Here is a 22,901-nt window from a genome sequence, read left to right on the forward strand (position 1 = left end):
CCGAATGAAGGTGTCGCCGCAAGCAAGGGAACACACTCCGGCCCTGCCATCCCACTGGGAAGCGCGGGCCATCGAAACGGTGTCTCGGCATGGGCGCCGGCGCATCTTGTTGACCTCCTTGCTGGATGCCAAGGCGTGGCCGGCCAAGGAGATCGCGGCGCAATACCAGGAACGCTGGCAGATCGAGACCAGCTACCGCGAGCTGAAGCAGGACATGTTGGGGGACGAATTGACGTTACGCAGTGGCACTCCAGAGACCGTCCGACAGGAAGTTTGGGGGACGCTCTTGGCCTACAACCTGGTCCGACTGGAGATGGCTGAGATCGCGCGGGAAGTGGGGGTTGCGCCGACCGATCTTAGCTTTACGACAGCGCTGCATTATTTGCGCTATGAGTGGAGCTGGCTGGCGATCAGCAGCCCCGGCACCTTGCCGGCGCGCTTGCTGCGTCTGCGGGAACGCCTCGGGGAGTTGTTGCTACCGAAACAACGGCGGGGGCGTGAATGCCCCCGCGTGGTGAAAAAGCTGCCGTCCCGTTACCCAATCAAACAGGTTCGATCCGCTAAGTGAACGGCATTACTGTCTAGACAGTGCGTTTTTTATTGGATTCGGCCAACGGTAACAGACTGCTTGGCAGAATCGACAGTGCTTATTCCGCCGGCTTGTTCTTGTCGGCCAGCAGCGCCGACAGACTGGCGAGCCGCGCCTTGCCCTCGCTGCGGCTGACCATGGGCTCGGTGCCGGGCTTGCCGAAGTAGCGCAGGTCGGACTTGTCGATCTCGGCGATGAAGCGCGACGGCTCGACGAATTGCCATTCGCCGGCACGCTTGCGCTTCACGCAGTGGGTCAGCGTCAGCATGCGCTGGGCACGGGTGATGCCGACGTACATCAGTCGGCGCTCCTCCTCGACCATGCCGTTGTCGACCGATTCGCTGTGCGGCAGGATGCCCTCCTCGCAGCCGACCAGGAACACGTACGGGTATTCCAGGCCTTTGCTCGCGTGCAGCGTCGACATGTGCACCGCGTCGACCTCGCCCTCGTCGCGGCCTTCCAGCATGGTGATCAGCGCGATGGTCTGCACCAGCTCGATCACGTTCTTGCCGTCGGCCTCGCCCTTCTTGCCGAGCCAGGCGACCAGCTCCTGCACGTTCTTCCACTTCATCTCGGCCGGGCGCGGTTCCTCGCTGTCGTACAGCCAGGCCTCGTAGCCGATCGCCTTGAGCATCTCCTGTACCAGCTCGCCGGCCGGCTCGCGGCTGGCACGGTAGGTGAGGGTGTTGATGAAGCGGCAGAATTCCTCGAGCGGGGCGAGCTGCGCCGGCTGTACCTGGCTGCGGAAGCCTTCCTCCTGCGCGGCGAGGAACAGCGCCTTGTGGCGTTCGCCGGCGTAGGCACCGAGCTTTTCCAGCGTGACGTTGCCGACGCCGCGCTTCGGCGTGGTCAGCGCGCGGATGAAGGCCGGGTCGTCGTTGGGGTTGGCGACCAGGCGCAGGTAGGACAGCACGTCCTTGATCTCGGTGCGGTCGAAGAAGCTCTGGCCGCCGGCCATCTGATAGGGGATGCGCTGGTTTCTGAGCGCCTGTTCGAAGATGCGCGCCTGGTAGTTGCCGCGGTACAGGATGGCGTAGTCGGCAAAGCGGGTGCGGTTCTCGAACTTGTGCGCGAGCAGCCGGCTGATTACCGTCTCGGCCTCGTGATCCTCGTCCTTGCACTGCACCACGTGGATCGGCTCGCCCAGGCCCAGCTCGCTCCACAGCTGTTTCTCGAACAGCTTGGGATTGTTGGCGATCACCGAGTTGGCGGCGCGCAGGATGCGCGCGGTGGAGCGGTAGTTCTGCTCCAGTTTGATGATCTTCAGCTTGGGGAAGTCCTGCTGCAACAGGCGCAGGTTCTCCATGTTGGCACCGCGCCAGGCGTAGATCGACTGGTCGTCGTCGCCGACCGCGGTGAACATGCCGCGCACCCCGGTGAGCAGCTTCACCATCTGGTACTGGCAGGTGTTGGTGTCCTGGTATTCGTCGAGCAGCAGGTAGCGCAGCCGGTTCTGCCACTTCTCCAGCACCTCGGGATGCTTGCGGAACAGCTCGATCGGCAGGCGGATCAGGTCGTCGAAGTCGACCGCCTGATAGGCGGTCAGCGTGGCCTGGTAGCTCAGGTAGACCTGCGCACACACCCGGTCCCACTCGGTTTCGGCCAATGTGACGCGCTGCTCGGCCGACTGGAAGTCGTTTTTCCACAGCGAGATCTGGCTCTGCACCTTGCGGATCTCGTCCTTGCTGGTGGTGTTGAGGACGTCGGCGATGATCTTGCCGGCGTCGTAGGCGTCGAGGATGGAGAACTGCGGCTTGTAGCCTAGGTGCGGCGCCTCCTCGCGCAGGATGCGCATGCCCAGCGAGTGGAAGGTCGATACCGTCAGGCCCTTGGCCTCGGCCGGCGACAGGATCTTGCCGACCCGCTCCATCATTTCGCGCGCGGCCTTGTTGGTGAAGGTGATCGCGGCGATGTTGCGCGCAGAGATGCCGGCGTGGCGCACCAGATGTGCGATCTTGAAGGTAATCACCCGGGTCTTGCCGCTGCCGGCCCCGGCCAATACCAGCAGCGGCCCGTCCAGGTACTGGATGGCTGATCGTTGCGGGGGATTGAGGTCGGGAGCGCTCATCGGAAGAAGGGGATCAACTGTCATGGAGGCCGCGCATTGTAGCACGCAGGCTTGGGGTATCATTCGACTTAGGGCGACGCATCGGGGCGGTCGCCGACTCAAAGATAAGGATAGTCATCCATGGCAAGTTACGCGATTGGCGACATTCAGGGCTGCTTCGAACCGTTCCAGCAATTGCTACGGCACATCGAGTTCAACCCGGGCCGCGACACGCTGTGGCTGACCGGCGATCTGGTCAACCGTGGCCCCGCTTCTCTCGAGGTGCTGCGCTGGGTGATGCGCCACGACGACTGCGTGCAGACGGTGCTCGGCAACCATGATCTGCACCTCCTGGCGGTGTCGGAGGGCTTCGGGCGGGTCAAGAGCGACGACACGTTGTCGGCGGTGCTCGATGCGTCCGACGGCAAGCTGCTGCTGGACTGGCTGCGCTGCCAGCCCTTGATGGTGGCCGACCAGGAGTTCGCGATGGTGCATGCCGGCCTGATGCCGGATTGGACGATCGGTAAGGCGTTGCGCCTGGCCGAAGAGGTGGAAGGCGAGTTGGCCGGTCCGGGCTTTCGGCGCTTTATGGCGCAGCTCTACGGCAACAAGCCGGCGCGCTGGAGCGACGAGCTGCGCGGCATGGACCGGCTGCGGCTGGTGGTGAACGCGATGACGCGGATGCGCTTCATCAACCGCGACGGCGAGCTGGATCTGACGTTCAAGGGAGAGCTCGACAAGGCGCCGGCATCTCTGACCCCGTGGTTCGACGTTCCGAACCGGCGCAGTACCGCGTTGCCGATCATCTGCGGGCACTGGTCGGCATTGGGTCTCTATCTGACCGACGAGATACTGGCGATCGACACCGGCTGCCTATGGGGCGGCAGCCTGACCGCGCTCAGGCTGGAAGATCGTCAGGTGTTCTCGTTGGCTTGCGTGGCTGAGCGGGCGCTGGTGGTGTGAGGCCGAGGCCGCTTGCTACTTCGGCGCGGGCGGCTTCGGCCAGCTGGAAGCGGCTGCATTCCTCCTCGGCGTGCGCCTGTAATGTTTGGCCGAATACCAGCTCGACGGTGCCGGACGGCATCGACAGGATGCGGCCGAGCGAGCGTACGAGGCTGATCTTGTCGATATAGGCGGGTAGGGTGGTCAGCCGTCCGTGCTCGTCAAGGTAGCGCAACGCCACCGGTTGTACGTGACTTCCCGCCATACGCGCCGACTCGAACAGCGAGGCCTTGAACGGCAAGAGATCGGTGCCGTCCGTGGTGGTGCCTTCGGGGAACACCGCCATGCAGCTGCCCTGGCTCAGCGAGTGCGCCAGCTGTTCGTTGACCCGGCTGGCGTCGCGGCGGCTGGTGCGGTCGATGAATACCGTGCCGGCATTCTTGATCATCCAGCCGATCACCGGCCAGCGCCGCAGTTCGCGCTTGGCGACGAAGTGCGACACGGTGACGCTGTTGAGCGCGAAGATGTCCAGCCAGGACACATGGTTGGCGACCAACAGCGTGTTGTGCGCCAGGAGTCCCGGCGCCTTGCCGAGCACGCGGACTTTCATACCCAGGATGCGGATCAGCTGTGCGGACCAGCGCTGGTTGATCGCCGCACGGGCGGCGTGGCTCAACCTCGGGTAGCGGAACGCCAGCACGTAGAGCCCGAGGAACAAGTGGCTGAGCAGCCGGGCGCTCCGGCCAAGGCGGGTGGGAAACGAGGTGGTGGGACGGCCGGGCATGCGTGGCTTCAGTCAGCAATCGGTGAAAAAACAGGCAGCCACTCTAGCACGGCTGGCATAGCGGGCAATAGTAACTGCTGCGCTGGCCTTGGCGTAATTGGCGGATCGGCGTACCGCAGTGACGACAGGGTTCTTCCTGGCGGCCGTACACGTAGTACGTCTGCTGGAAATAGCCCGGCTCACCGCCGGCGCCGACAAAGTCGCGCAGCGTGCTGCCGCCGGCCTCGATTGCGCGCGCCAGCACCATCTTGATCGCCTCGGCCAAGTGTTGGCAGTCTGTGCGGCTGAGCCGGCCGGCGGCACGGGTCGGATTGATGCCGGCGTGGAACAGCGCCTCGTTGGCGTAGATGTTGCCGACGCCGACGACCAGATGGTTGTCCATGATTGCCTGCTTGATCGCCACGCTGCGTCCGTCGAGCGAGCGGAACAGGTGCTCGCCGTCGAACGCGTCGGATAGCGGTTCGGGTCCCAGACTGGCCAACAGCGGGTGTTGCTCGATCGGGCCGATGTGCCACAGTACCGCGCCGAAGCGGCGGGGGTCGCGGTAACGCAACAGCTGACCGTTCGACAGCTGCCAGTCGACATGATCGTGCTTTTCCGGTGGCGTGCCGATTGGCACGAAGCGCAGGCTGCCGGACATGCCCAGATGGACGATCAGCGTGCCGTCGGCAAACTGTAGTAGCAGATACTTGGCACGTCGGGTCACCGCCAGTACACGCTGGCCGGCGAGTCGTTCGGCCAGGTCAGGCGGCAGCGGCCAGCGCAGCCGCGGATTGCGGACCGTGACGCTTTCAATCGTGGTGCCGATCAGCCCCGGCGCAACGCCTCGGCGGGTGGTTTCGACTTCCGGCAGCTCCGGCATGACAAACTCCTCTAAATCCCGTGAAAAAGCCCGCCCAGACTCAGGCGGCGGGCAGTGGACATGGTATTCTACCTGCTGGCGCGAACCGCTGAACCGCACTGGATCACGATGACTCTTTCCCGGACGACACTTTCCCGCACGCTTCCACTCTTACTGGTCTGCCTGCTGGCGGCCTGCGCCCAATTCAGTCCTGCCACTTCGGGCAAGCCGACTGCGAGTACCGAGGAAGCCGCCCGCGAAGCGGCCGACGCGAAGGCTAAGGCGGAAGCCGAGGCCAAGCTGCCGAAGGTGGAGTTGACCGACCAGTTGCTCTACGGCGTGGTCGCCAGCGAGATCGCCGCGCAGCGTGGCGTGCCGGCCAGCTCTGCGCTGACCTATCTGGAGCTGGCACGCCAGACCCGGGACCCGCGCATGGCTCAGCGTGCCGCAGAGTTCGCGATGGTGTCCGGCCAACTGAAGATTGCGACCGACGCGCTGAAGCTGTGGGTCGAACTCGATCCGAGTTCTGCTCTTGCGCGGGAGCAGCTGTTCATCGTGCTGCTGCGCACCGGCAAGCTGGCCGAAAGCCGGCCGTTGATCGACGATCTGCTGCAACGCGAACCGCAGCGTGCCGGGGCGATCTTCATCCAGTTGGCGCGGCTCACCTTGCGCCAGGGCGACAAGCAGGGCGGGGTTGAACTGGTCAAGGAACTGGCAGCGCGTTATCCGAAACTGCCTGAGGCGCATTTCGCACTGATAGCGGTGGCCAGCGAAGCCAATGATCAGGCTACCATCGATGCCGAATTCGACAAGTTGGCGGTGCTGGCGCCGAAGTGGGACCTGCCGGTGGCCTGGGAGACCGACCGCCTGCGCCGTAGCGACCAGAATGCGGCGATCGCCTTTCTCAAGCGTGAGCTCGATCGGCGCCCTGACGCCAGCTTCGAGCTGAAACTGGCTTATCCGCGCCTCTTGGTTAGCGCCAGGCGCTTCGACGAAGCATTGGTGGCGTTCCAAGCGCTGCTGAAGAACGACCCAAAGAATCCGGACCTGCTGTTTGCCGTTGGCCTGTTGTCCTACCAGCTCAATGATTTCCCGAACGCTGAGCGCTCCCTGAAGGGCGCGCTCGACGAGCATTATCCGGACGCTGACTTTTTGCGTTACACGCTCGGCCAGCTGGCTGAGGAACGTGATCGCGTGGCCGAGGCGAGAGAGTGGTTCCAGAAGGTCGGCCACGGGCCACAGTACTTGGCTGCCCAGGCGCGCCTGGCTGAACTCGACGCCAAGGAGGGACGGCTCGATCAGGGGCTGAACCGGCTCGCCGGTATTGGCCATACCGAGCAGGAACGCAATCAGCTGGCGATCATCGGTGCGCAGATCGCCATCGAGGTGAAGCAGCCGCAGCGCGCCTACCAATTGCTCAGCAACGCGCTCGTCGCCTCGCCGAAGGCGCCGGAACTGCTCTACCAGCGCTCGATGGTCTCCGAGCAACTCGGCAACTTCAGTGCGACCGAGCGCGATCTGAGGGCCTATCTTCACGAGAAGCCGAACGATCCGCAGGGACTCAATGCGCTCGGCTATACGCTCGCCATTCACACGACCCGCTACAAGGAAGCGCACAGCTACATCGCTCGAGCGCTGAAGCAGGAACCGGACAATCCGACCATCCTCGACAGCATGGGCTGGGTGCAGTACAAACTCGGTCACCTTGAGTCGGCGCAAAGTTATCTGCAACGTGCGTTCGCCTTGCTTCCCGATCCGGAAGTAGCGGCTCACCTTGGTGAAGTGCTGTTTAAACGGGGGCACGTCGCGGAGGCCCGTGAGGTCTGGGCCAAGGGCAAGGCGATCGATCCGCAGCATCAGGTGCTGAACGAGACCATGCACCGACTGGGGGGCGAATGAGCGCTCGCCTATTCGTGCGAGCCGTCCTGCTGGCGGCGACGTTGCTGGTGACGGCCTGTGCCACCCAGCAACCGTTCCAGCCGGTCAATCTGCCGGGGCAGGCGATCGATACGCCATTCAGTGTCTCAGGCCGACTGGCGGTGAAGGTCGATGACAAGGGGAGTTACGGTAACTTCGACTGGCAGCATGCGCCGACTCGCGACGTGGTGTCGATCACGACTCCCGTCGGCAGTACTGTCGCCCGCCTGACCCGCGACGCCGATGGCGTGCTCTTGGAGGCCGACGGCAAAGAGACCCGCTCGGCCAACGTCGAGGAGCTGACCAACGAGACGCTGGGCTGGACGCTGCCACTCGATAATCTGGTGTGGTGGATCCGTGGCGTACCGGCGCCCAACGCGCCGAGCGAGCGGCTCGCTGACGGCGCGCTGCAGCAACAGGGCTGGACCATCCGGTTCTTTCGCGACGAGGGCGACACGGTAAGCCGCGTGCCAAAACGGGTCGAGCTGGTCCGCGACCGGCTGTCGATCAAGCTGGTCACGCACGCCTGGCAGCAGCCTTGAGGCGTGCTTGGTCAACCTTTAACCCGTTTATTTCAGATAGCCATGAGTCAGTTTCACGCGTATCCCGCCCCGGCCAAGCTCAACCTGACGTTGAAGATCACTGGCCGGCGTCCCGATGGCTACCACCTGCTCGAGACCGTGTTCCGCTTCATCGACCTCGAAGACACCGTCGAGCTGGCGAGTCGCGACGACGGCGTGATCGAACTGTTGACGCCGATTCCGGGCGTCGATCCCGACACCGACCTGACCGTGCGCGCCGCCCGGCTGCTGCAGCAGGCATGCGGAACCCGGCAGGGGGCCAGCATTCGCCTCACCAAGCGCATTCCGATGGGCGGCGGGCTCGGCGGCGGCAGCTCCGACGCCGCCACCGTGCTGGTCGCGCTGAACTGGCTATGGAACGCGGGGCTCAGCCGCGAGGGCCTGATGGCGCTGGGGCTCAAGCTCGGGGCCGACGTGCCGGTGTTCGTGTTCGGCCGCAACGCCTTCGCCACCGGCGTTGGCGAGGAGCTGACACCGCTCGATCTGCCGGACAACTGGTACGTGGTACTGCATCCGGGCGTGCATATTCCGACTGCACAAATTTTTTCATCTCCCCTGTTGACAAGGAATTCGGCCCCCTCCATAATGCGAACCCTCGAAACAACGCAGCAACGTCGCAACGACATGCAGAGCGTGGTTCGGAAGAATTACCCGGTGGTGGATCAGGCTCTGAATGAATTGAGTGCATACGGTCCGGCACTGATGACTGGATCCGGAAGTTGCATATTTCTGGAGTGCGATACGCAAGACCAGGCAAATAAAGTTTTTGAGCAGTTGTCGACAAAGTGGCGCGGGTTCGTCGCAAGAGGGTTGAGTAAGCACCCGATGTTCGACAAAGGCTGACAATCTGTTTACTGGGGAGTCGCCAAGTGGTAAGGCACCGGATTTTGATTCCGGCATTCGTAGGTTCGATCCCTACCTCCCCAGCCAAGAACTTCACATATATGAAGTGAATAAAAGCGTGTAAGTTAATCCTTACACGCTTTTTCTTCGTTCATCGACAGGCAAAAGTATCATGGCGGCATACGACAGTTTGATGGTCTTTACCGGAACGGCTAATCCGGAACTCGCACACAATGTGGTCAAGCACCTCGACATCTCGCTGGGGCGCGCCGATGTAGGCCGCTTCTCCGACGGAGAGGTGGCAGTGGAGCTGCTGGAAAACGTCCGCGGTCGCGACGTGTTCATCCTGCAGTCGACCTGTAACCCGACCAACGACAACCTGATGGAAATCCTGACCATGGCCGACGCGCTCAAGCGTGCTTCGGCCGGCCGGATCACCGCAGCGATTCCGTACTTCGGCTACGCCCGTCAGGACCGTCGTCCGCGCTCGGCCCGTGTGCCGATCTCGGCCAAGCTGGTCGCCAACATGCTGGCTACCGCCGGCATCGACCGCGTGCTGACCGTCGACCTGCATGCCGACCAGATCCAGGGCTTCTTCGACATCCCGGTCGACAACGTCTACGCCACCCCGGTGCTGCTGAAGGACATCGTTGCCCAGCGTTTCGAAGACCTGCTGGTGGTCAGCCCGGATATCGGCGGCGTGGTGCGTGCCCGTGCCACCGCCAAGGCGCTGAACGCCGATCTGGCGATTATCGACAAGCGTCGTCCGAAGGCTAACGTGGCCGAAGTGATGAACATCATCGGCGACGTATCGGGCCGTACCTGCCTGATCATCGACGACATGATCGACACTGCCAACACCCTGTGCAAGGCTGCTTCGGCGCTGAAAGAGCGTGGTGCGGTCAAAGTGGTCGCCTATGCGACCCACGCGGTGTTCTCGGGCCAGGCGGTCGACCGCATTCAGAATTCCGACATCGACCAAGTGGTGGTGACCGATACCATCCCGTTGTCCGCCCAGGCACGCGCCTGCTCGCGCATCCGTCCCGTATCGATCGCCGGCCTGATGGCCGAGACGCTGCGCCGGATCAACAACGAAGAATCGGTGTCCTACCTCTTCAACGAGGAACTGGTTTCGACAGGCGCCTGCCTGCCGTAAACATCGCTCGCGCTGGTCGCGGCGGAGCGGTGATTTTTAATCGGGGCGGCATTGTCCGCCCGCAAAGGAGTTTTACCATGGCATTGGAACTGATTGCTGCCAAGCGTGTTGAACAGGGCACTGGTGCGAGCCGCCGCCTGCGTCACGCTGGCCAAACCCCGGCTGTTATCTACGGTGGCGACAAGGCTCCGGAAGCAGTGACCGTTGACCACAACACCGTGTTCTACGCACTGAAAGACGAAGCTTTCCACACCAGCGTGATCGAGCTGATCGTTGACGGCGCGAAAGAGCCAGTACTGGTGCGTGACTTCCAGATGCACCCGTACAAGCAGCAAGTGATGCACGTTGACTTCCAGCGCGTGAACATGAGCGAAAAAGTTCACGTTCGTGTACCGCTGCACTACGTGAACGCTGACGTATCGCCGGCTGTGAAGCTGCACGGCGGCCGTCTGTCGTACATCCTGAACGAAGTGGAAGTCCGCGCTCTGCCGGGCAACCTGCCGAACTTCATCGAAGTGGACCTGTCCGCTACCATCGGCGGCCAGATCGTTCACCTGTCCGACCTGAAACTGCCGGAAGGCGTGGAAAGCGTTTCGCTGCTGCGCAACGAAGACCTGGCCATCGCTTCGGCTTCGGGCAAAGTCAAAGCCGAATAAGTCTGCCTCTGGCAAGACCTCAGCCCGTTGTGTGCCTCGGCCACAGCGGGCTTTTTCATTGAGCGAACGAGATGAGTGGAATTCGACTGATCGCCGGCCTGGGCAACCCGGGGCCGGAGTATGCGCGCACCCGACACAATGCCGGCTTCTGGCTGCTCGACGAGCTGGCCTGGCAACTGAAGGCCACGTTCAAGTCCGAGAGCAAGTTCTTCGGCGAGGTGGCACGCGCCAACACCCCAGCCGGCGAAGTGTGGCTGGTGAAGCCGATGACCTATATGAACCTGTCCGGCCAGGCGGTGGTGGCGTTGGCGCGCTTCTACAAGATCCTGCCGGATGAGATTCTGGTGGTGCACGACGAGCTCGACCTCGACCCGGGCGTGGCACGCTACAAGCAAGGAGGCGGTCACGGTGGTCACAACGGCCTGAAGGACATTATCGCCAAGCTTGGCTCGCCGAACTTCTGGCGGCTGCGCCTCGGCATCGGGCATCCGGGCGAGCGCAATGAGGTGGTCAACTTCGTGCTGAAGAAGCCGCGCAGCGAAGAGCAGGAACAGATCGACGGCGCAATCCTGCGCGCCCTCGACACGCTGCCGACGGTGCTCTCCGGCGATTTTGCAGCGGCGATGAAGATGCTGCACACTGCGCGCTGAGCCGCCCGATAGCATTTTCAACCCGATTGTCTCGGTAAGGCTGGACTTGCCCGGTTTGTGGCATCGCAACCTCGCGGGGTGCCGTCCGGCAATGGCGAGGGGCTTGGGCGCGCAAACTGATATAATTGTTTTTTTGTGAATTTCCGTCTGCGGGTGCGCGGCCGGCCAAGCTTGGCCGAAGCGCGGTGACCGGCAGCGTGGACCCGTTTCAGAAGGACACCTCATGAGCCTCAAGTGTGGCATCGTTGGTCTGCCGAACGTCGGCAAGTCGACCCTGTTCAACGCCTTGACCAAGGCCGGCATCGAAGCCGCCAACTACCCGTTCTGCACCATCGAGCCGAACGTCGGCATCGTCGAGGTGCCGGATACGCGTCTCGACGCGCTGTCGAAGATCGTTAACCCGCAGAAGATCCAGCCGGCCATCGTCGAGTTCGTCGACATTGCCGGCCTGGTGGCAGGCGCCTCCAAGGGCGAGGGCCTCGGCAACCAGTTCCTTGCCAACATCCGCGAGACCGACGCCATTGTGAACGTGGTGCGCTGCTTCGACGACGATAACGTGGTACACGTGGCCGGCCGCGTCGACCCGATCGCAGACATCGAGACCATTGGTACCGAACTGGCGCTGGCCGACCTCGCCACCGTCGAAAAAGCCATCCAGCGCGACGGCAAGAAGGCCAAGTCCGGCGACAAGGAAGCGATCCGCCTGGTCGGCGTGCTGGAGAAGGTGCGCGCGCACCTCGACCAGGGCCATCCGGCCCGTTCGCTCGGCCTCGATGCGGAAGAGATCGCGCTGCTCAAGCCGTTCTGCCTCCTGACGATCAAGCCGGCGATGTACGTCGCCAACGTGGCCGAGGACGGTTTCGAGAACAACGCACACCTCGACAAGCTCAAGGCGCTGGGCGACAAGGAAGGCGCGCCGGTGGTGGCGCTGTGCGCGGCGATCGAATCGGAGATCGTCGAGCTCGACGACGCCGACAAGGCCGAGTTCCTGGCCGAGATGGGCTTGGAAGAGCCGGGCCTGAATCGCCTGATCCGTGCCGGCTACGATCTGCTGGGCCTGCAGACCTACTTCACCGCCGGTGTGAAGGAAGTGCGTGCCTGGACCATCCACAAGGGCGATACCGCTCCGCAGGCGGCCGGCGTGATCCACACCGACTTCGAACGTGGTTTCATCCGCGCGCAGACGATTTCTTATGCTGATTTCATTGCCTGTGGCGGCGAAAGCAAGGCCAAGGAAGCCGGCAAGATGCGCTCGGAAGGCAAAGAGTACGTAGTGCAGGATGGTGACGTGATGAACTTCCTGTTCAACGTCTGAGTTGTTGCGCTGCAATAGAAAAGCCCGGTGGATGCCGGGCTTTTTTCATGGTTGTACCGGCTTGTCAAAACGGCAGGAACGGCGCACCAGCCGGCATGCTTCAGGGTAGGTGAAAGAGGGGGTATGGGGTGGGGTAAGGGTGGGATAGAGGAGAGAAATTAAGCCAGATGACATAAATCGCACCGTTCGCCGGAAAGGTATTTGACAACGCAGATTTTTACTTTAGAGTCGCGACTTGTGTGCGTCGGATAGCTGCGGATCTCAGATATGGTTTTGATTTTCCAAAGAATATCGTTGCTGACGTTATTATTTGGTTCGTTGGGGCTTTTGCTGCTGGCCAGTGCCTTTTGCCGCGCCGACGAGCTTTTGGATGCGTCGTTGAATGAACAGGTGGTCCAGGTGCCGGTGGGGACTACTCATCCGGTCATGCTGCAGGCCACGCTGTTCAAGCCGAGCGGCCCTGGCCCGTTTCCGCTCGTGGTGATGAACCATGGCAAGGACGCTGGCCATCCCGAGCAACAGCCGCGCTATCGCGCCCGCTACGCGACGCGCTATTTCCTGTCGCGGGGCTACGCGGTGGTGCTGCCGATGCTGCGGGGCTTCGCGGGCTCGGGCGGGCGCTTCGAGCTGCACGACTGCGACATCGAGGCGGATGGCCGGCAGCAAGCTGCCGACATCCGTGCGGTGATCAGCTATATGGCGAAGCAGCCCGACATCGATGGTCAGCGGATCATCGTCGCCGGCCAAAGCTTTGGCGGCTGGAACACGCTGGCGGTCGGTACGCTCAACTATCCAGGCGTGCGTGGGCTGGTCAACTTCTCGGGCGGGCTCAACGAGCCGCAATGCCCATGGTGGAGCTCGCATCTGGCTGATGCCGCCGGCCATTACGGTGCGGCTACCCACGTACCGTCACTCTGGTTCTACGGCGACAACGACAGCATCTTCTCCACCTCCACTTGGCGCGGCATGCTCGAGCGCTATACCGCCTCGGGTGGCAAGGCCGAGTTGGTGGCAGTCGGCAACTTCCTGAATGACTCGCACAATATGATGGCGCATCCGGAGGGCTTGTCGTTGTGGGCGCCGAAGGTCGATGCTTTCCTGGCGAAGCTCGGGATGCCGAACCGGACCATGTACGCGCGCTATCTGCCGACCGGATTCCTGCCGGAGGCGCATTATGCCGCCGCCGGTAATGGCGAGGTGGTAGCGCAATCGGTTGGGAAGGGGGGGGCGGAGACCCGGACCGCTGCCTTGCCTGTCACGACGCCTATGGGGAGCTCGGACTAGCTTGTGGTTGGTGGTATGGCTTGAGGAGTGGGGCGTAGCTGCAGCCTGGCCGATAGCAACATAGAATGTCAGCGATAGGCATTGCCAACTGGCCAAATAGAGGCAAAGTTGGTAAATTCCTAGTTGTTATGTTGTTATTAATATTAATAACTAAAGGTCATATGTAGATGAAAAAGCTGCTTGTTTCGCTGGCCATGCTGGCCACTGCCTCGTCGGCATTTGCCGCCGACCTGATCGACACCGTGCACCAGCGTGGCACGCTGAAGATCGGCCTGGAAGGGACCTATCCCCCGTTCAACTTCAAGGACAGCAAGCAGCAGCTGACCGGCTTCGACGTTGACGTGATCACCGAAGTGGCCAAGCGTCTGAAGGTGAAGCCGGAATTCACTACCGCCGAATGGAGCGGCCTGTTGGCTGGCCTGCAGGCCGGCAAGTTCGATGTGGTGGTCAACCAGGTGTCGATTACACCGCAGCGCCAACAGGTGTTCGATTTCTCGGTGCCATATACCATTTCCAGCCCGCAGCTGATCGTACGCAAGAGCGAGACGCGCAGCTTCAAGAGCCTGGACGATCTGAAGGGCAAGAAGCTTGGCGTCGGCCAGGGCAGTAACTACGCCGATATGGCCAAGAAGGTCGCCGGGATCGAGGTGAAGACCTACCCGGGCGCACCGGAGTACCTGCAGGATCTGTCCTCCGGCCGCATCGACGCGGCGCTGAATGACAGTCTGCTGATCCCGTTCGCGATCAAAGAATCGAAGCTGCCGGTTAAGGCCGGCGCACCAGTCGGCGAGACGGTGACGATGGCGATTCCGTTTGCCAAGGGCAACCCACAGTTCAAGAGCGCGATCGACGGTGCCCTGAACGGCATGAAGGCTGACGGTACCTTCAAGAAGATCTCGGTGAAGTGGTTCGGTATCGATGTCTCCAAGGCGCCGGTGGCGAAGAAATAAGCATCGTTTCGCGCTAAAATAACCGCCATTGCCTTGCGCCCCCGCTCTACGCGGGGGCGTCGTCTTTGGGAGAGTGCATGGATCATCCTTGGTGGGAGCTGGTCAAGCTGGCGTGGCCGGTATTGTTGCAGGGCACCGGCTACACGCTGGCGTTCGCGGTGGCATCGATGGTGCTCGGCCTGGCGCTCGGTTTCGTGGTCGCCTTGGTACGGGTGGCGAAGGTGCCGGTGCTGGCGCAGATCGCCGCACTGTATGTCAGCCTGATACGCGGTACGCCGCTGTTGGTGCAGATCTTCGTGATCTACTACGGCCTGCCTAGCATCGGCATCGAATTCTCGCCGCTGAGCGCCGGCATCCTGGCGCTGACGCTGAACGTGGCTGCGTATCTGTCCGAGAGCATGCGCGGCGCGATCGCCGGGGTGCACAAGGGACAGTGGGACGCCGGCCTGTCGCTGGGCTTCTCCTGGTGGCAGACGATGCGTTTCGTGGTGGCACCGCAGGCGCTGCGCCTCGCTGTGCCCAGCCTGTCGAACAGTCTGATCTCGCTGATCAAGGACACCTCGCTGGTGTCGGTGATCACCGTCACCGAGCTGATGCTGGCGACCAAGGAGCTAATCGCGCAGACTTTCCAACCGCTGCCGCTGTACTTGGCTGCGGCGGGCGTATACTGGGTCCTGTCGGCCAGCTTCGAGCGGCTGCAGAAGCGGGTCGAATTGCGCCTGGAACGCGCGCACCAACGCTGAATGCGGCCGAATAGAGAGCCAGCATAGCGCCCCGTTGCCACGGGGCGTTGTCGTATCCGCGAGCCGGTGCTCAGGCCCTCAGCTTGGCTTCGAGAACGGTGCACACATGAGCCGGTCGTTTGCTCGCCGAGCATTGTGGTAAGTTGCTATACCAGCTGTGCATGGCCGGCAAACGCCGGTTTGACTGCTGAATGAGGCAGAATATAGCGTGCATTGTTGAGGCTTTGTCGGGAGTTACGCTAGGCAGCATGCGGAGGGCTCTGCGTCGTTACGATGGGGCTGTGGTGCAAACAGCGCTTGGCCACGTCTTGATCGGTGCATTGGCAGCCTGTTCCCGACAGAGGTTGGTCCGTTTACCGTAGGGTAGGGGTCATGAAATTTGAATGGGTAGCTCGAGGCCGATTTCCGGTCGGTTTGGGCTGTCCACTAGCGAAACAGCGGGAGAAATCGAATGAAATTTGCGACACGGGCGATCCACATCGGACATGACCCCGACCAACATAATCGCTCCGTTATGCCGCCGCTGTATCAGACCTCGGTGTTCGCCCACCACCATGTCGGCGAGGAGCTGCCGTACTCGTATGCGCGCAGTGGCACGCCGACCCGTGCGGCACTGGAGGACTGTCTGGCTAGCCTGGAGAACGCCCGCTACGGCCTGGCCTTCTCCAGCGGCATGGCGGCGATCGACGCAGTGCTGCGCGCTAGCCTGAAGCCGGGTGACGCGGTGTTGGCAGTGGCCGATCTATATGGCGGTGCCTACCGCCTGCTGACTCGGGTACTGGCCGAGCAGGGCATCGAGGTGCGTTTCGCCGATCTTTCTGACCCGGCCAGCCTGGCCGATCAGCTGACGGCGAACGTCAAGCTACTGTGGCTGGAGTCGCCGACCAACCCGCTGCTAGGCATCGTGGACATCGCAGCACTGTCAGCCGAGGCGCATCGCTACGGCGTGGCGGTGGCGGTCGACAATACCTTTGCGACACCGTATCTGCAGAACCCGCTCGAACTGGGCGCCGACATCGTGGTGCATTCGGCGACCAAGTATCTGGGCGGCCACTCCGACGTGCTGCTGGGACTGGTGGCCTTGAACGATGAGGCCCGTTACAAGGCGATCCGCTTCATCCAGAACTCGACAGGTGCGGTGCCGGGGCCGCAGGACTGCTTTCTGACCTTGCGTGGTATCAAGACCCTGGCACTCAGAATGGATCGCCACTGCGACAACGCCGAACGCGTCGCCGCCTTCCTTGAGGCGCATCCGGCGATCGAGCGGGTGTTCTACCCGGGCCTGCCGGAGTTTCCGAACCACGCGCTGGCGACGAAACAGATGCGCCGTTTTGGAGGCATCGTGTCGGTCTATCTGAAGGACGACAGCCGCGAGGCGGCGAGCCGCGTTGCCGAGCGGTTGAAGCTGTTCGCCTTGGCCGAATCGCTCGGCGGGGTAGAATCGCTGGTGAACCATTCGGCGACGATGTCGCACGGTTCAGTGCCGGTCGAACAGAAGCAGAAGCTCGGCATTCGCGAGGGGCTGCTGCGCTTGTCGATTGGCATCGAGGACATCGACGACTTGCTCGCCGACTTGGCGCAGGCGCTCGGCTGAGCTCTGCCGTGGAGGAGGATGGGAGGCTGTTTGGGCAGACCGGGCTGATAGGCGAAATAGAAGCCACGAGGAGGGCCGGTCCGGTCGATGCCTGAGCTGCTCTGCAAGGTCAAGGCTATGCTGAGCGGCTAGGAAAAGGGGGTGATGCGTCCATTTGGCACGTCGATGCTAGAATGGCGGCCATGCGATTTTCCCTGTTCCATTTTATCCGCATGCGGGCGACTGCCTGCGCGGCGTTGTGCGCAGGCCTCATTGCCGCCTGCGCCAGCACTAGCGGACCGGTTCCCCCTGGCTATTACCGCGTCCAGCAAGGCGATACGCTGTATCGCATCGCCAAGAACAACGGTCGCAGCGTCGGCGAGCTGACACGCTGGAACAATCTCGCCAACGCCGCCCAGATCGATGCAGGGCAGGTGCTGCGCGTGGTGCCGCCGGCAGGCGGCGCTCCGGCGCCGACCAGGCCGTTGCCGCCGGCGGGGTCGGCCCATAAGCCGACGCCTGCGCCGGTTCCTGCTCCATCCCCCGCTCCGTCTCCCTCCTCTGCTCCATCTCCAGTTCCCGCGCCGTCCAAACCGGCTCAGGCCTTGTCGCTGCAGTGGCCGGTGAAGGGGCCGTTGCTCAGACGTTTCGACGGCAGCGCCAGCAAGGGTATCGATATCGGTGGAGGCGCAGGCACGTCCATCCAGGCCGCCGCCGCCGGCAAGGTGGCGTTTGCCGGTACCAATATCCGTGGCTACGGCAACCTGGTGATCATCCAGCACAACAGCAACTACCTGACTGCCTATGCCAATAACCAGAGCCTGTTGGTCAAGGAAGGGCAGCGTGTCAGCCAGGGGCAGAAGATCGCGTTGATGGGCAGCACCGCTGCCGACCGCACCCAGTTGCACTTCGAACTGCGCTATCAAGGCAAGGCGATCGATCCGATGCAATACCTGCCTTGAAACGTAGGCATTGAATAGAAACGGCCGCCCAATGGGGCGGCCGTTTGCTTTTGAGCCTCCCAACCCCGCCGCGCGGGCCAGGCGTTCGCGAAGAAACGGAAATACGGTACAAGGAGAACGGCGGCGTCGAGATGACCGACACGTCATTGGTGCAAGCTGTTGCGAGCCTGCTTTTGAGGATCGGGTTCAGGCTGTTTGTGACGGCAGCGGAGCGGCCCGCAGGTGGCTCAGCTGGCGCCGGTACCAGAACGTCCACAGCATCAGCCCGCCGTAGATACCGTAGCCTATCAGCGGCGATACCGCCAGGAAGCGCTCGCTGCTCCAGTTCCACGCCATCCAGCTGCGCAGCGCGGTTTCGCCGGTCAGCCCCATCCCCCAGGCCAGGGTCATCATGCGCAGCGCGCGGCGCATCACTGGATTATCCTGCCAGCGTCGCTGCAGCTCGTCGGCCCGGTCGCCACCCTCGCGCCGCAGCGTCGCGTGCGCCAGGTGATAGATCAAGGGCTGCCGGAACAGCAGGGAGACAAGAAACACCAGGCCGATCACGCCGGACAGCAGCGACTCGCGCAATAGCAGCAGACGCGGGCTGCCGCCGAGCACGAGGCCCAATAGCGACAGCGCGATGCCGCCGAGTGCCAGGGCACTGATCGGATCGAGCCGGCGAAACCGCGCCAGCTCGACCAAGCTCCATAGCATCGGCGGGATCGCCGAGGCGACTAGGCCGCCGAATTCGCCAAAGCGGTCCACCGTCAGCTTGTAGGCGAGCCAGGGCAGCGCCAGGTTGACGATCAGGTCGAGCACGAAGACGAGGCGTTTGGACATCGGGTCCTTCTGTCAATGGCCCAAGGTTGGCCGAATCGCGGCGCCTTGGGCCGGATGGAAAAACGGCGCGGAAAGTCCGCGCCGTGGTCGTTTACTGCTTTACGCAGTCGACGCCGTACACCCGGCGCCCGTCGCGCTCCTGGGCGATCAGGCCGTGCACATCGGTCTCGAAGCCCGGCAGTTCGCGGTTGAAGTCCTCGGCGAAGCGCAGGTAGTCGACGATGGTCTTGTTGAAGCGCTCGCCCGGCACCAAGAGCGGAATGCCCGGCGGGTACGGGGTCAGCATCACCGCGGTGATGCGGCCTTCCAGTTGGTCGATCGGCACCCGTTCGATCTCGCGGTGCGCCATCTTGGCGAACGCGTCCGACGGCTTCATCGCCGGCACCATGTCCGACAGGTAGACCTCGGTGGTCAGTCGGGCGATGTTGTGGCGGCGGTAGACGTCGTGGATCTTCTGGCACAGGTCGCGCAGGCCGACGCGCTCGTACTGCGGCTGCTTCGCGACGAACTCCGGCATGATGCGCCACATCGGCTGGTTCTTGTCGTAGTCGTCCTTGAACTGCTGCAACAGCGAGATCAGCGTGTTCCAGCGGCCCTTGGTGATGCCGATGGTGAACATGATGAAGAAGCTGTAAAGGCCGGTCTTCTCTACCACCACGCCGTGCTCGGACAGGTACTTGGTGACGACCGCCGCCGGAATGCCGCTGTCGGCGAACTCGCCGTCGACGTCCAAGCCCGGGGTGATCAGCGTTGCCTTGATCGGGTCGAGCAGGTTGAAGTCCTCGGCTACCGGGCCGAAGCCGTGCCAGCGCTCGTTGGCGCGCAGTGTCCAGTCGGCCGGGTCGCAGACGCCGTCGTCGGACAGCTTATCCGGCCCCCATACCTTGAACCACCAGTCGTCGCCGTACTCCTCGTCGACCTTGCGCATTGCGCGGCGGAAGTCGAACGCCTCGACCAGCGATTCCTCGACCAGCGCCTGGCCGCCCGGTTGCTCCATCATCGCCGCGGCCACGTCGCAGCTGGCGATGATCGCGTACTGCGGGCTGGTCGAGGTGTGCATCAGGTAGGCTTCGTTGAAGCTATCAGTATCGAGCTGACGGTTGACCGGATCCTGCACCAGGATCTGCGATGCCTGGGACAGGCCGGCGAGCAGCTTATGCGTCGACTGGGTCGAGAAAATCATCGACTCCTGGCAGCGGGGCCGATCCTCGCCGATGGCGTGGAAGTCGCCGTAGAAGTCGTGGAAGGTTGCGTGCGGCAGCCACGCTTCGTCGAAGTGCAGCGTGTCGACCTCGCCGTCCAGGAGACCCTTGATCTCCTCGACGTTGTAGAGAATGCCGTCGTAGGTCGACTGGGTGATCGTCAGGATGCGCGGCTTGGCGTTCGGGTGCTGGGCCAGGATCTCGCGCGCGAACGGGTTGGCGAGGATCTTCTTCTTGATGGTGGCCGGCTCGAACTCCGACTTCGGGATCGGACCGATGATGCCGTAGTGGTTGCGGGTCGGCATCAGGAACACCGGCACCGCGCCGGTCATCATGATCGCGTGCAGGTTCGACTTGTGGCAGTTGCGGTCGACTAGCACGATGTCGCCGGCGGCGACGGTGCTGTGCCAGACGATCTTGTTGCTGGTCGAGGTGCCGTTGGTGACGAAGAAGCAGTGATCGGCGTTAAAGATGCGCGCGGCGTTCTTCTCCGAGGAGGCCACCGGGCCGGTGTGGTCGAGCAGCTGGCCGAGTTCCTCGACTGCATTGCACACGTCGGCGCGCAGCATGTTTTCGCCGAAGAACTGGTGGAACATCTGGCCGACCGGGCTCTTCAGGAATGCCACGCCGCCGGAGTGGCCCGGGCAGTGCCAGGAGTAGGAGCCGTCGTAGGCGTAATCGACCAGCGCGCTGAAGAACGGCGGCGCCAGGCTATCGAGATAGGACTTCGCCTCGCGGATGATGTGGCGCGCGACGAAGTCCGGCGTGTCTTCGTGCATGTGGATGAAGCCATGCAGCTCGCGCAGCACATCGTTGGGGATGTGGCGCGAGGTGCGCGTCTCACCGTACAGGTAGAGCGGAATGTCCGGGTTGCGGCGGCGGATCTCAGCGACGAAGGCTCGCAGGTTGGCGAGCGCTTGCTGGGTCTCCTCGGGGGTGCCCGAGCCGAACTCCTCGTCGTCGATCGAAAGGATGAAGCCGGCTGCGCGACTTTGCTGCTGGGCGAACGAGGTGATGTCACCGAAGCTGGTATAGCCGATCACATCCATGCCCTGAGTTTCGATGGCGGCCGCAAGTTCGCGGATGCCGGAGCCACTGGTGTTTTCGGAACGGAAATCTTCGTCGATGATGACGAGCGGAAAGTGAAAACGCATACCTGAGTCCTTACTGTCTCGGTGCGCGAGGGGCGAGGAAAACACCTGCCTTGGGGCGCTGGGGAGGGGGCGCTTTGCGCCGCGGTGCGTACTGGATGCGTGGTACCTGCGAGGCAGGCTGAGTTTGCAGCCTATCCCCGGGCCCGATTCGGCAACCGTCCGCCAGCCGGCCTGGAACTACCCGGAAAAACGGCGCGTAGTGTAGCCCTTTTGCAGGGTGCATTGTTGTCGGATTACGTTACAAAGTGTGTCGCGGTGCCAGCCGGCACGGCAGACGGTCGGTGCAGGAGACAAGATCAGCACCGACCTTGCCTCGCAGCTACGGCAGAGTGCGGCTGTAAATCGTTGATTTTATGGCATGGGTGACGAGTCGTCGTGTGTGGGGGCCGGCTTGTCGGCCAGCTGGGAGGCATGTTGTTTTTTGCGCCGCCGGGCCCGGTAAAGACCGAGTGCCTTCACTGTTATCGCTCCGCCGGTCAGCACCAGCAGCAGCGTGAGCGGCGCAGCGACCAGATAAGGGAAGAAGCCGATCGCCAGCGCCAGCGCCAGCAGCGACAGGCCGATGGTCAGGAACGATGCCGCCTCGCTGGCATCGACGTTGCGGCTGCCGCGCACCACGGCGCCGACGGCATCGCCGATCCGCGCCGCTTGGCGGGCAGCGGCCGAAGCGCCGGCCGCTGCCGAACTGCGCGGCGAGACCGGCAGCAGCACATCGCGTGGCCGGCGCCGGGTCAGCGTCGGGCGTTGACGCGGCCCGGCCAATACCACTTCGGTAGCGTTCTGCAGGTCCTGCAAGAACTTGCTGGCCAATTGACTGGCCAGCACCTCGTCCTCGATGGCGACGTCGATCTCACGGTTGGCGAGCCAGCTTGACGCGTTCAGGTTGGTCGAGCCAATCCTGGCCCAGCGCCCGTCGGCAACGGCGGTCTTGGCGTGGATCATCGGACCATTCCATTCGAACACCCGTACCCCGGCCTCCAATAGCGGCCGGTACAGCGTGCGTGACACGGTGGCGATCCAGCCGATGTCGCTGGAGCGGGGCACCAAGAGGCGGACATCGACGCCATCACGAGCTGCGTTCTGCAGCGCGGCCAGATAGGTGCCGGCACCGATGAAGTAGGCGTCGGTCAGCCACAGCGTGCGGCGGGCGAAGCTGGCAATCATCAGATCAAGCCGCATCACGTTGGCGGTGGCCGGCGTGGTGGCGATCAGGCGGGCTGCAACCGGGCCGGTCGGCCCCGCGTGAGGGGGAGGGGCATCATCCGACAGTGGTGTGCCACAGCTCTCCCAGCTGTCGGCGAACGCCGCTATCGCGTCGGCGACCAGGGGACCGGCAAGGCGCAGCCCGGTGTCGCGCCAAGGTGGCAGTTGGCGCGCCGGATTGCCTTCCCAGAGGCTCGACACGCACAGCCCAGACACGAAAGCCTCTTGACCGTCGACCACGATCAGTTTGCGATGGTCGCGTCCCAACAGGCTCAGCCCCCCTACCAGCGACGGGGGGTTGAACGCACGCACTTCGCCGCCAGCTGCGACGATGGGCTTGAAGAAGCCGGTGAGGTGCTCCTTCCAGGAGCCAAGCCAGTCGTACAGCAAGCGCACCTTTACCCCGGCGGTTGCCCGCTCGGCCAACAACTCGCGCAGCTGCCGACCGTAGCGGTTATTGGCGAAGATATACATCTCGATTAGCACCGATTCCTTGGCACCGGCGATCGCGTCCTTCCAGGCCGGGAAGTTCTCGGTGCTATCGAACAGGAGCTCGACTCGATTGCCGTTGACCAATGGGGCGCCGGCCGATCGCGAGAACGCCTGGTCGGCCAGCTGGCGGATCAGTTCGAGCTTGGCCGACACTGGCTCAGTCTTGTGCATGTATTTTGCCTAACAATATCCATT

General features: G+C 63.0%; 20 protein-coding genes and 1 tRNA gene. 15 read left to right on the forward strand and 6 right to left on the reverse strand.

Annotated features, from left to right (window positions below):
- A partial coding sequence (locus QU481_RS17275) for a transposase (RefSeq protein WP_289831273.1) occupies positions 1–568 on the forward strand: 568 nt, incomplete at its 5' end.
- Positions 569–647: 79 nt separating this feature from the next.
- Here QU481_RS17275 and QU481_RS17280 read toward each other — a convergent pair.
- Positions 648–2,657: a UvrD-helicase domain-containing protein gene (locus QU481_RS17280; protein ID WP_289831274.1), complete on the reverse strand. Its 2,010-nt coding sequence runs from the start codon at positions 2,655–2,657 to the stop codon at positions 648–650.
- 120 nt (positions 2,658–2,777) lie between these two features.
- Between QU481_RS17280 and QU481_RS17285 the strand changes: the two genes are divergently transcribed.
- Complete coding sequence (locus QU481_RS17285; protein WP_289831275.1) at positions 2,778–3,599, forward strand: symmetrical bis(5'-nucleosyl)-tetraphosphatase; 822 nt, start codon at positions 2,778–2,780, stop codon at positions 3,597–3,599.
- On the opposite strand, the gene QU481_RS17290 is transcribed toward QU481_RS17285, so the two are convergent.
- Positions 3,535–4,362, reverse strand: a complete 828-nt coding sequence (locus QU481_RS17290) for a lysophospholipid acyltransferase family protein (RefSeq protein ID WP_289831276.1) — start codon at positions 4,360–4,362, stop codon at positions 3,535–3,537. The two genes, QU481_RS17285 and QU481_RS17290, sit on opposite strands and share 65 nt — an antisense overlap.
- Positions 4,363–4,405: 43 nt before the next feature.
- Positions 4,406–5,224, reverse strand: a complete 819-nt coding sequence (mutM, locus tag QU481_RS17295) for a bifunctional DNA-formamidopyrimidine glycosylase/DNA-(apurinic or apyrimidinic site) lyase (protein ID WP_289831277.1) — start codon at positions 5,222–5,224, stop codon at positions 4,406–4,408.
- A 60-nt stretch (positions 5,225–5,284) separates the two neighbouring features.
- Between mutM and QU481_RS17300 the strand changes: the two genes are divergently transcribed.
- The 13 genes from QU481_RS17300 to QU481_RS17360 all read left to right on the forward strand — a co-directional run bounded on the left by QU481_RS17300 (position 5,285) and on the right by QU481_RS17360 (position 17,833).
- Complete coding sequence (locus QU481_RS17300) at positions 5,285–7,102, forward strand: tetratricopeptide repeat protein (protein WP_289831278.1); 1,818 nt, start codon at positions 5,285–5,287, stop codon at positions 7,100–7,102.
- Positions 7,099–7,662 carry a lipoprotein insertase outer membrane protein LolB gene (lolB, locus tag QU481_RS17305; RefSeq protein ID WP_289831279.1) on the forward strand — a complete coding sequence of 188 codons (564 nt, stop codon included), beginning with the start codon at positions 7,099–7,101 and terminating at the stop codon, positions 7,660–7,662. The genes QU481_RS17300 and lolB overlap by 4 nt, the downstream gene beginning before the upstream one ends.
- A gap of 42 nt (positions 7,663–7,704) precedes the next feature.
- A complete protein-coding gene (ispE, locus tag QU481_RS17310) occupies positions 7,705–8,544 on the forward strand; it encodes a 4-(cytidine 5'-diphospho)-2-C-methyl-D-erythritol kinase (protein WP_289831304.1) in 840 nt (279 codons plus the stop codon).
- 12 nt (positions 8,545–8,556) lie between these two features.
- A tRNA-Gln gene (locus tag QU481_RS17315) sits at positions 8,557–8,631 on the forward strand.
- Positions 8,632–8,716: 85 nt separating this feature from the next.
- Positions 8,717–9,700: a ribose-phosphate pyrophosphokinase gene (locus QU481_RS17320; protein ID WP_289831280.1), complete on the forward strand. Its 984-nt coding sequence runs from the start codon at positions 8,717–8,719 to the stop codon at positions 9,698–9,700.
- A 77-nt stretch (positions 9,701–9,777) separates the two neighbouring features.
- Positions 9,778–10,356, forward strand: coding sequence for a 50S ribosomal protein L25/general stress protein Ctc (locus QU481_RS17325; protein WP_289831281.1), 579 nt, complete (start codon positions 9,778–9,780; stop codon positions 10,354–10,356).
- Positions 10,357–10,427: 71 nt separating this feature from the next.
- On the forward strand, positions 10,428–11,006 hold the full coding sequence (gene pth, locus QU481_RS17330; protein WP_289831282.1) for an aminoacyl-tRNA hydrolase: 579 nt from the start codon (positions 10,428–10,430) through the stop codon (positions 11,004–11,006).
- 223 nt (positions 11,007–11,229) lie between these two features.
- Positions 11,230–12,321, forward strand: a complete 1,092-nt coding sequence (gene ychF, locus QU481_RS17335; RefSeq protein ID WP_289831283.1) for a redox-regulated ATPase YchF — start codon at positions 11,230–11,232, stop codon at positions 12,319–12,321.
- A gap of 378 nt (positions 12,322–12,699) precedes the next feature.
- Positions 12,700–13,605 carry a dienelactone hydrolase family protein gene (locus QU481_RS17340; RefSeq protein ID WP_289831284.1) on the forward strand — a complete coding sequence of 302 codons (906 nt, stop codon included), beginning with the start codon at positions 12,700–12,702 and terminating at the stop codon, positions 13,603–13,605.
- Between the two features lie 167 nt (positions 13,606–13,772).
- Complete coding sequence (locus QU481_RS17345) at positions 13,773–14,555, forward strand: transporter substrate-binding domain-containing protein (protein WP_289831285.1); 783 nt, start codon at positions 13,773–13,775, stop codon at positions 14,553–14,555.
- 77 nt (positions 14,556–14,632) lie between these two features.
- The gene (locus QU481_RS17350; protein ID WP_289831286.1) at positions 14,633–15,298 is read left to right on the forward strand and encodes an amino acid ABC transporter permease; all 666 of its coding nucleotides are present in this window, start codon (positions 14,633–14,635) and stop codon (positions 15,296–15,298) included.
- A gap of 451 nt (positions 15,299–15,749) precedes the next feature.
- Positions 15,750–16,892, forward strand: coding sequence for a trans-sulfuration enzyme family protein (locus QU481_RS17355; protein ID WP_289831287.1), 1,143 nt, complete (start codon positions 15,750–15,752; stop codon positions 16,890–16,892).
- A gap of 182 nt (positions 16,893–17,074) precedes the next feature.
- Entirely contained in the window at positions 17,075–17,833 is a 759-nt protein-coding gene (locus QU481_RS17360) for a peptidoglycan DD-metalloendopeptidase family protein (RefSeq protein ID WP_289831288.1), read from the forward strand.
- Positions 17,834–18,019: 186 nt separating this feature from the next.
- On the opposite strand, the gene QU481_RS17365 is transcribed toward QU481_RS17360, so the two are convergent.
- The 3 genes from QU481_RS17365 to QU481_RS17375 all read right to left on the reverse strand — a co-directional run bounded on the left by QU481_RS17365 (position 18,020) and on the right by QU481_RS17375 (position 22,877).
- Positions 18,020–18,655: a VC0807 family protein gene (locus QU481_RS17365; protein ID WP_289831289.1), complete on the reverse strand. Its 636-nt coding sequence runs from the start codon at positions 18,653–18,655 to the stop codon at positions 18,020–18,022.
- Between the two features lie 91 nt (positions 18,656–18,746).
- Positions 18,747–21,011: an arginine/lysine/ornithine decarboxylase gene (locus tag QU481_RS17370; protein ID WP_289831290.1), complete on the reverse strand. Its 2,265-nt coding sequence runs from the start codon at positions 21,009–21,011 to the stop codon at positions 18,747–18,749.
- A 351-nt stretch (positions 21,012–21,362) separates the two neighbouring features.
- Positions 21,363–22,877, reverse strand: coding sequence for a phospholipase D-like domain-containing protein (locus tag QU481_RS17375; protein WP_289831291.1), 1,515 nt, complete (start codon positions 22,875–22,877; stop codon positions 21,363–21,365).
- Between the last annotated feature and the right edge of the window lie 24 nt (positions 22,878–22,901).

Source organism: Crenobacter oryzisoli, from assembly GCF_030385785.1.
Lineage (GTDB): Bacteria > Pseudomonadota > Gammaproteobacteria > Burkholderiales > Chromobacteriaceae > Crenobacter_A > Crenobacter_A oryzisoli.

Excerpts from the sequence above, each read along its gene's own strand:
- QU481_RS17320 (WP_289831280.1), top strand. The coding sequence starts at position 8,717 with ATGGCGGCATACGACAGTTTGATGGTCTTTACCGGAACGGCTAATCCG.
- QU481_RS17355 (WP_289831287.1), top strand. The coding sequence starts at position 15,750 with ATGAAATTTGCGACACGGGCGATCCACATCGGACATGACCCCGACCAA.
- pth (WP_289831282.1), top strand. The coding sequence starts at position 10,428 with ATGAGTGGAATTCGACTGATCGCCGGCCTGGGCAACCCGGGGCCGGAG.
- QU481_RS17360 (WP_289831288.1), top strand. The coding sequence starts at position 17,075 with ATGCGATTTTCCCTGTTCCATTTTATCCGCATGCGGGCGACTGCCTGC.
- lolB (WP_289831279.1), top strand. The coding sequence starts at position 7,099 with ATGAGCGCTCGCCTATTCGTGCGAGCCGTCCTGCTGGCGGCGACGTTG.
- QU481_RS17345 (WP_289831285.1), top strand. The coding sequence starts at position 13,773 with ATGAAAAAGCTGCTTGTTTCGCTGGCCATGCTGGCCACTGCCTCGTCG.
- QU481_RS17365 (WP_289831289.1), bottom strand. The coding sequence starts at position 18,655 with ATGTCCAAACGCCTCGTCTTCGTGCTCGACCTGATCGTCAACCTGGCG.
- QU481_RS17325 (WP_289831281.1), top strand. The coding sequence starts at position 9,778 with ATGGCATTGGAACTGATTGCTGCCAAGCGTGTTGAACAGGGCACTGGT.
- QU481_RS17350 (WP_289831286.1), top strand. The coding sequence starts at position 14,633 with ATGGATCATCCTTGGTGGGAGCTGGTCAAGCTGGCGTGGCCGGTATTG.
- QU481_RS17285 (WP_289831275.1), top strand. The coding sequence starts at position 2,778 with ATGGCAAGTTACGCGATTGGCGACATTCAGGGCTGCTTCGAACCGTTC.
- QU481_RS17300 (WP_289831278.1), top strand. The coding sequence starts at position 5,285 with ATGGTATTCTACCTGCTGGCGCGAACCGCTGAACCGCACTGGATCACG.
- QU481_RS17290 (WP_289831276.1), bottom strand. The coding sequence starts at position 4,362 with ATGCCCGGCCGTCCCACCACCTCGTTTCCCACCCGCCTTGGCCGGAGC.
- QU481_RS17370 (WP_289831290.1), bottom strand. The coding sequence starts at position 21,011 with ATGCGTTTTCACTTTCCGCTCGTCATCATCGACGAAGATTTCCGTTCC.
- QU481_RS17375 (WP_289831291.1), bottom strand. The coding sequence starts at position 22,877 with ATGCACAAGACTGAGCCAGTGTCGGCCAAGCTCGAACTGATCCGCCAG.
- ychF (WP_289831283.1), top strand. The coding sequence starts at position 11,230 with ATGAGCCTCAAGTGTGGCATCGTTGGTCTGCCGAACGTCGGCAAGTCG.
- mutM (WP_289831277.1), bottom strand. The coding sequence starts at position 5,224 with ATGCCGGAGCTGCCGGAAGTCGAAACCACCCGCCGAGGCGTTGCGCCG.
- QU481_RS17280 (WP_289831274.1), bottom strand. The coding sequence starts at position 2,657 with ATGAGCGCTCCCGACCTCAATCCCCCGCAACGATCAGCCATCCAGTAC.
- ispE (WP_289831304.1), top strand. The coding sequence starts at position 7,705 with ATGAGTCAGTTTCACGCGTATCCCGCCCCGGCCAAGCTCAACCTGACG.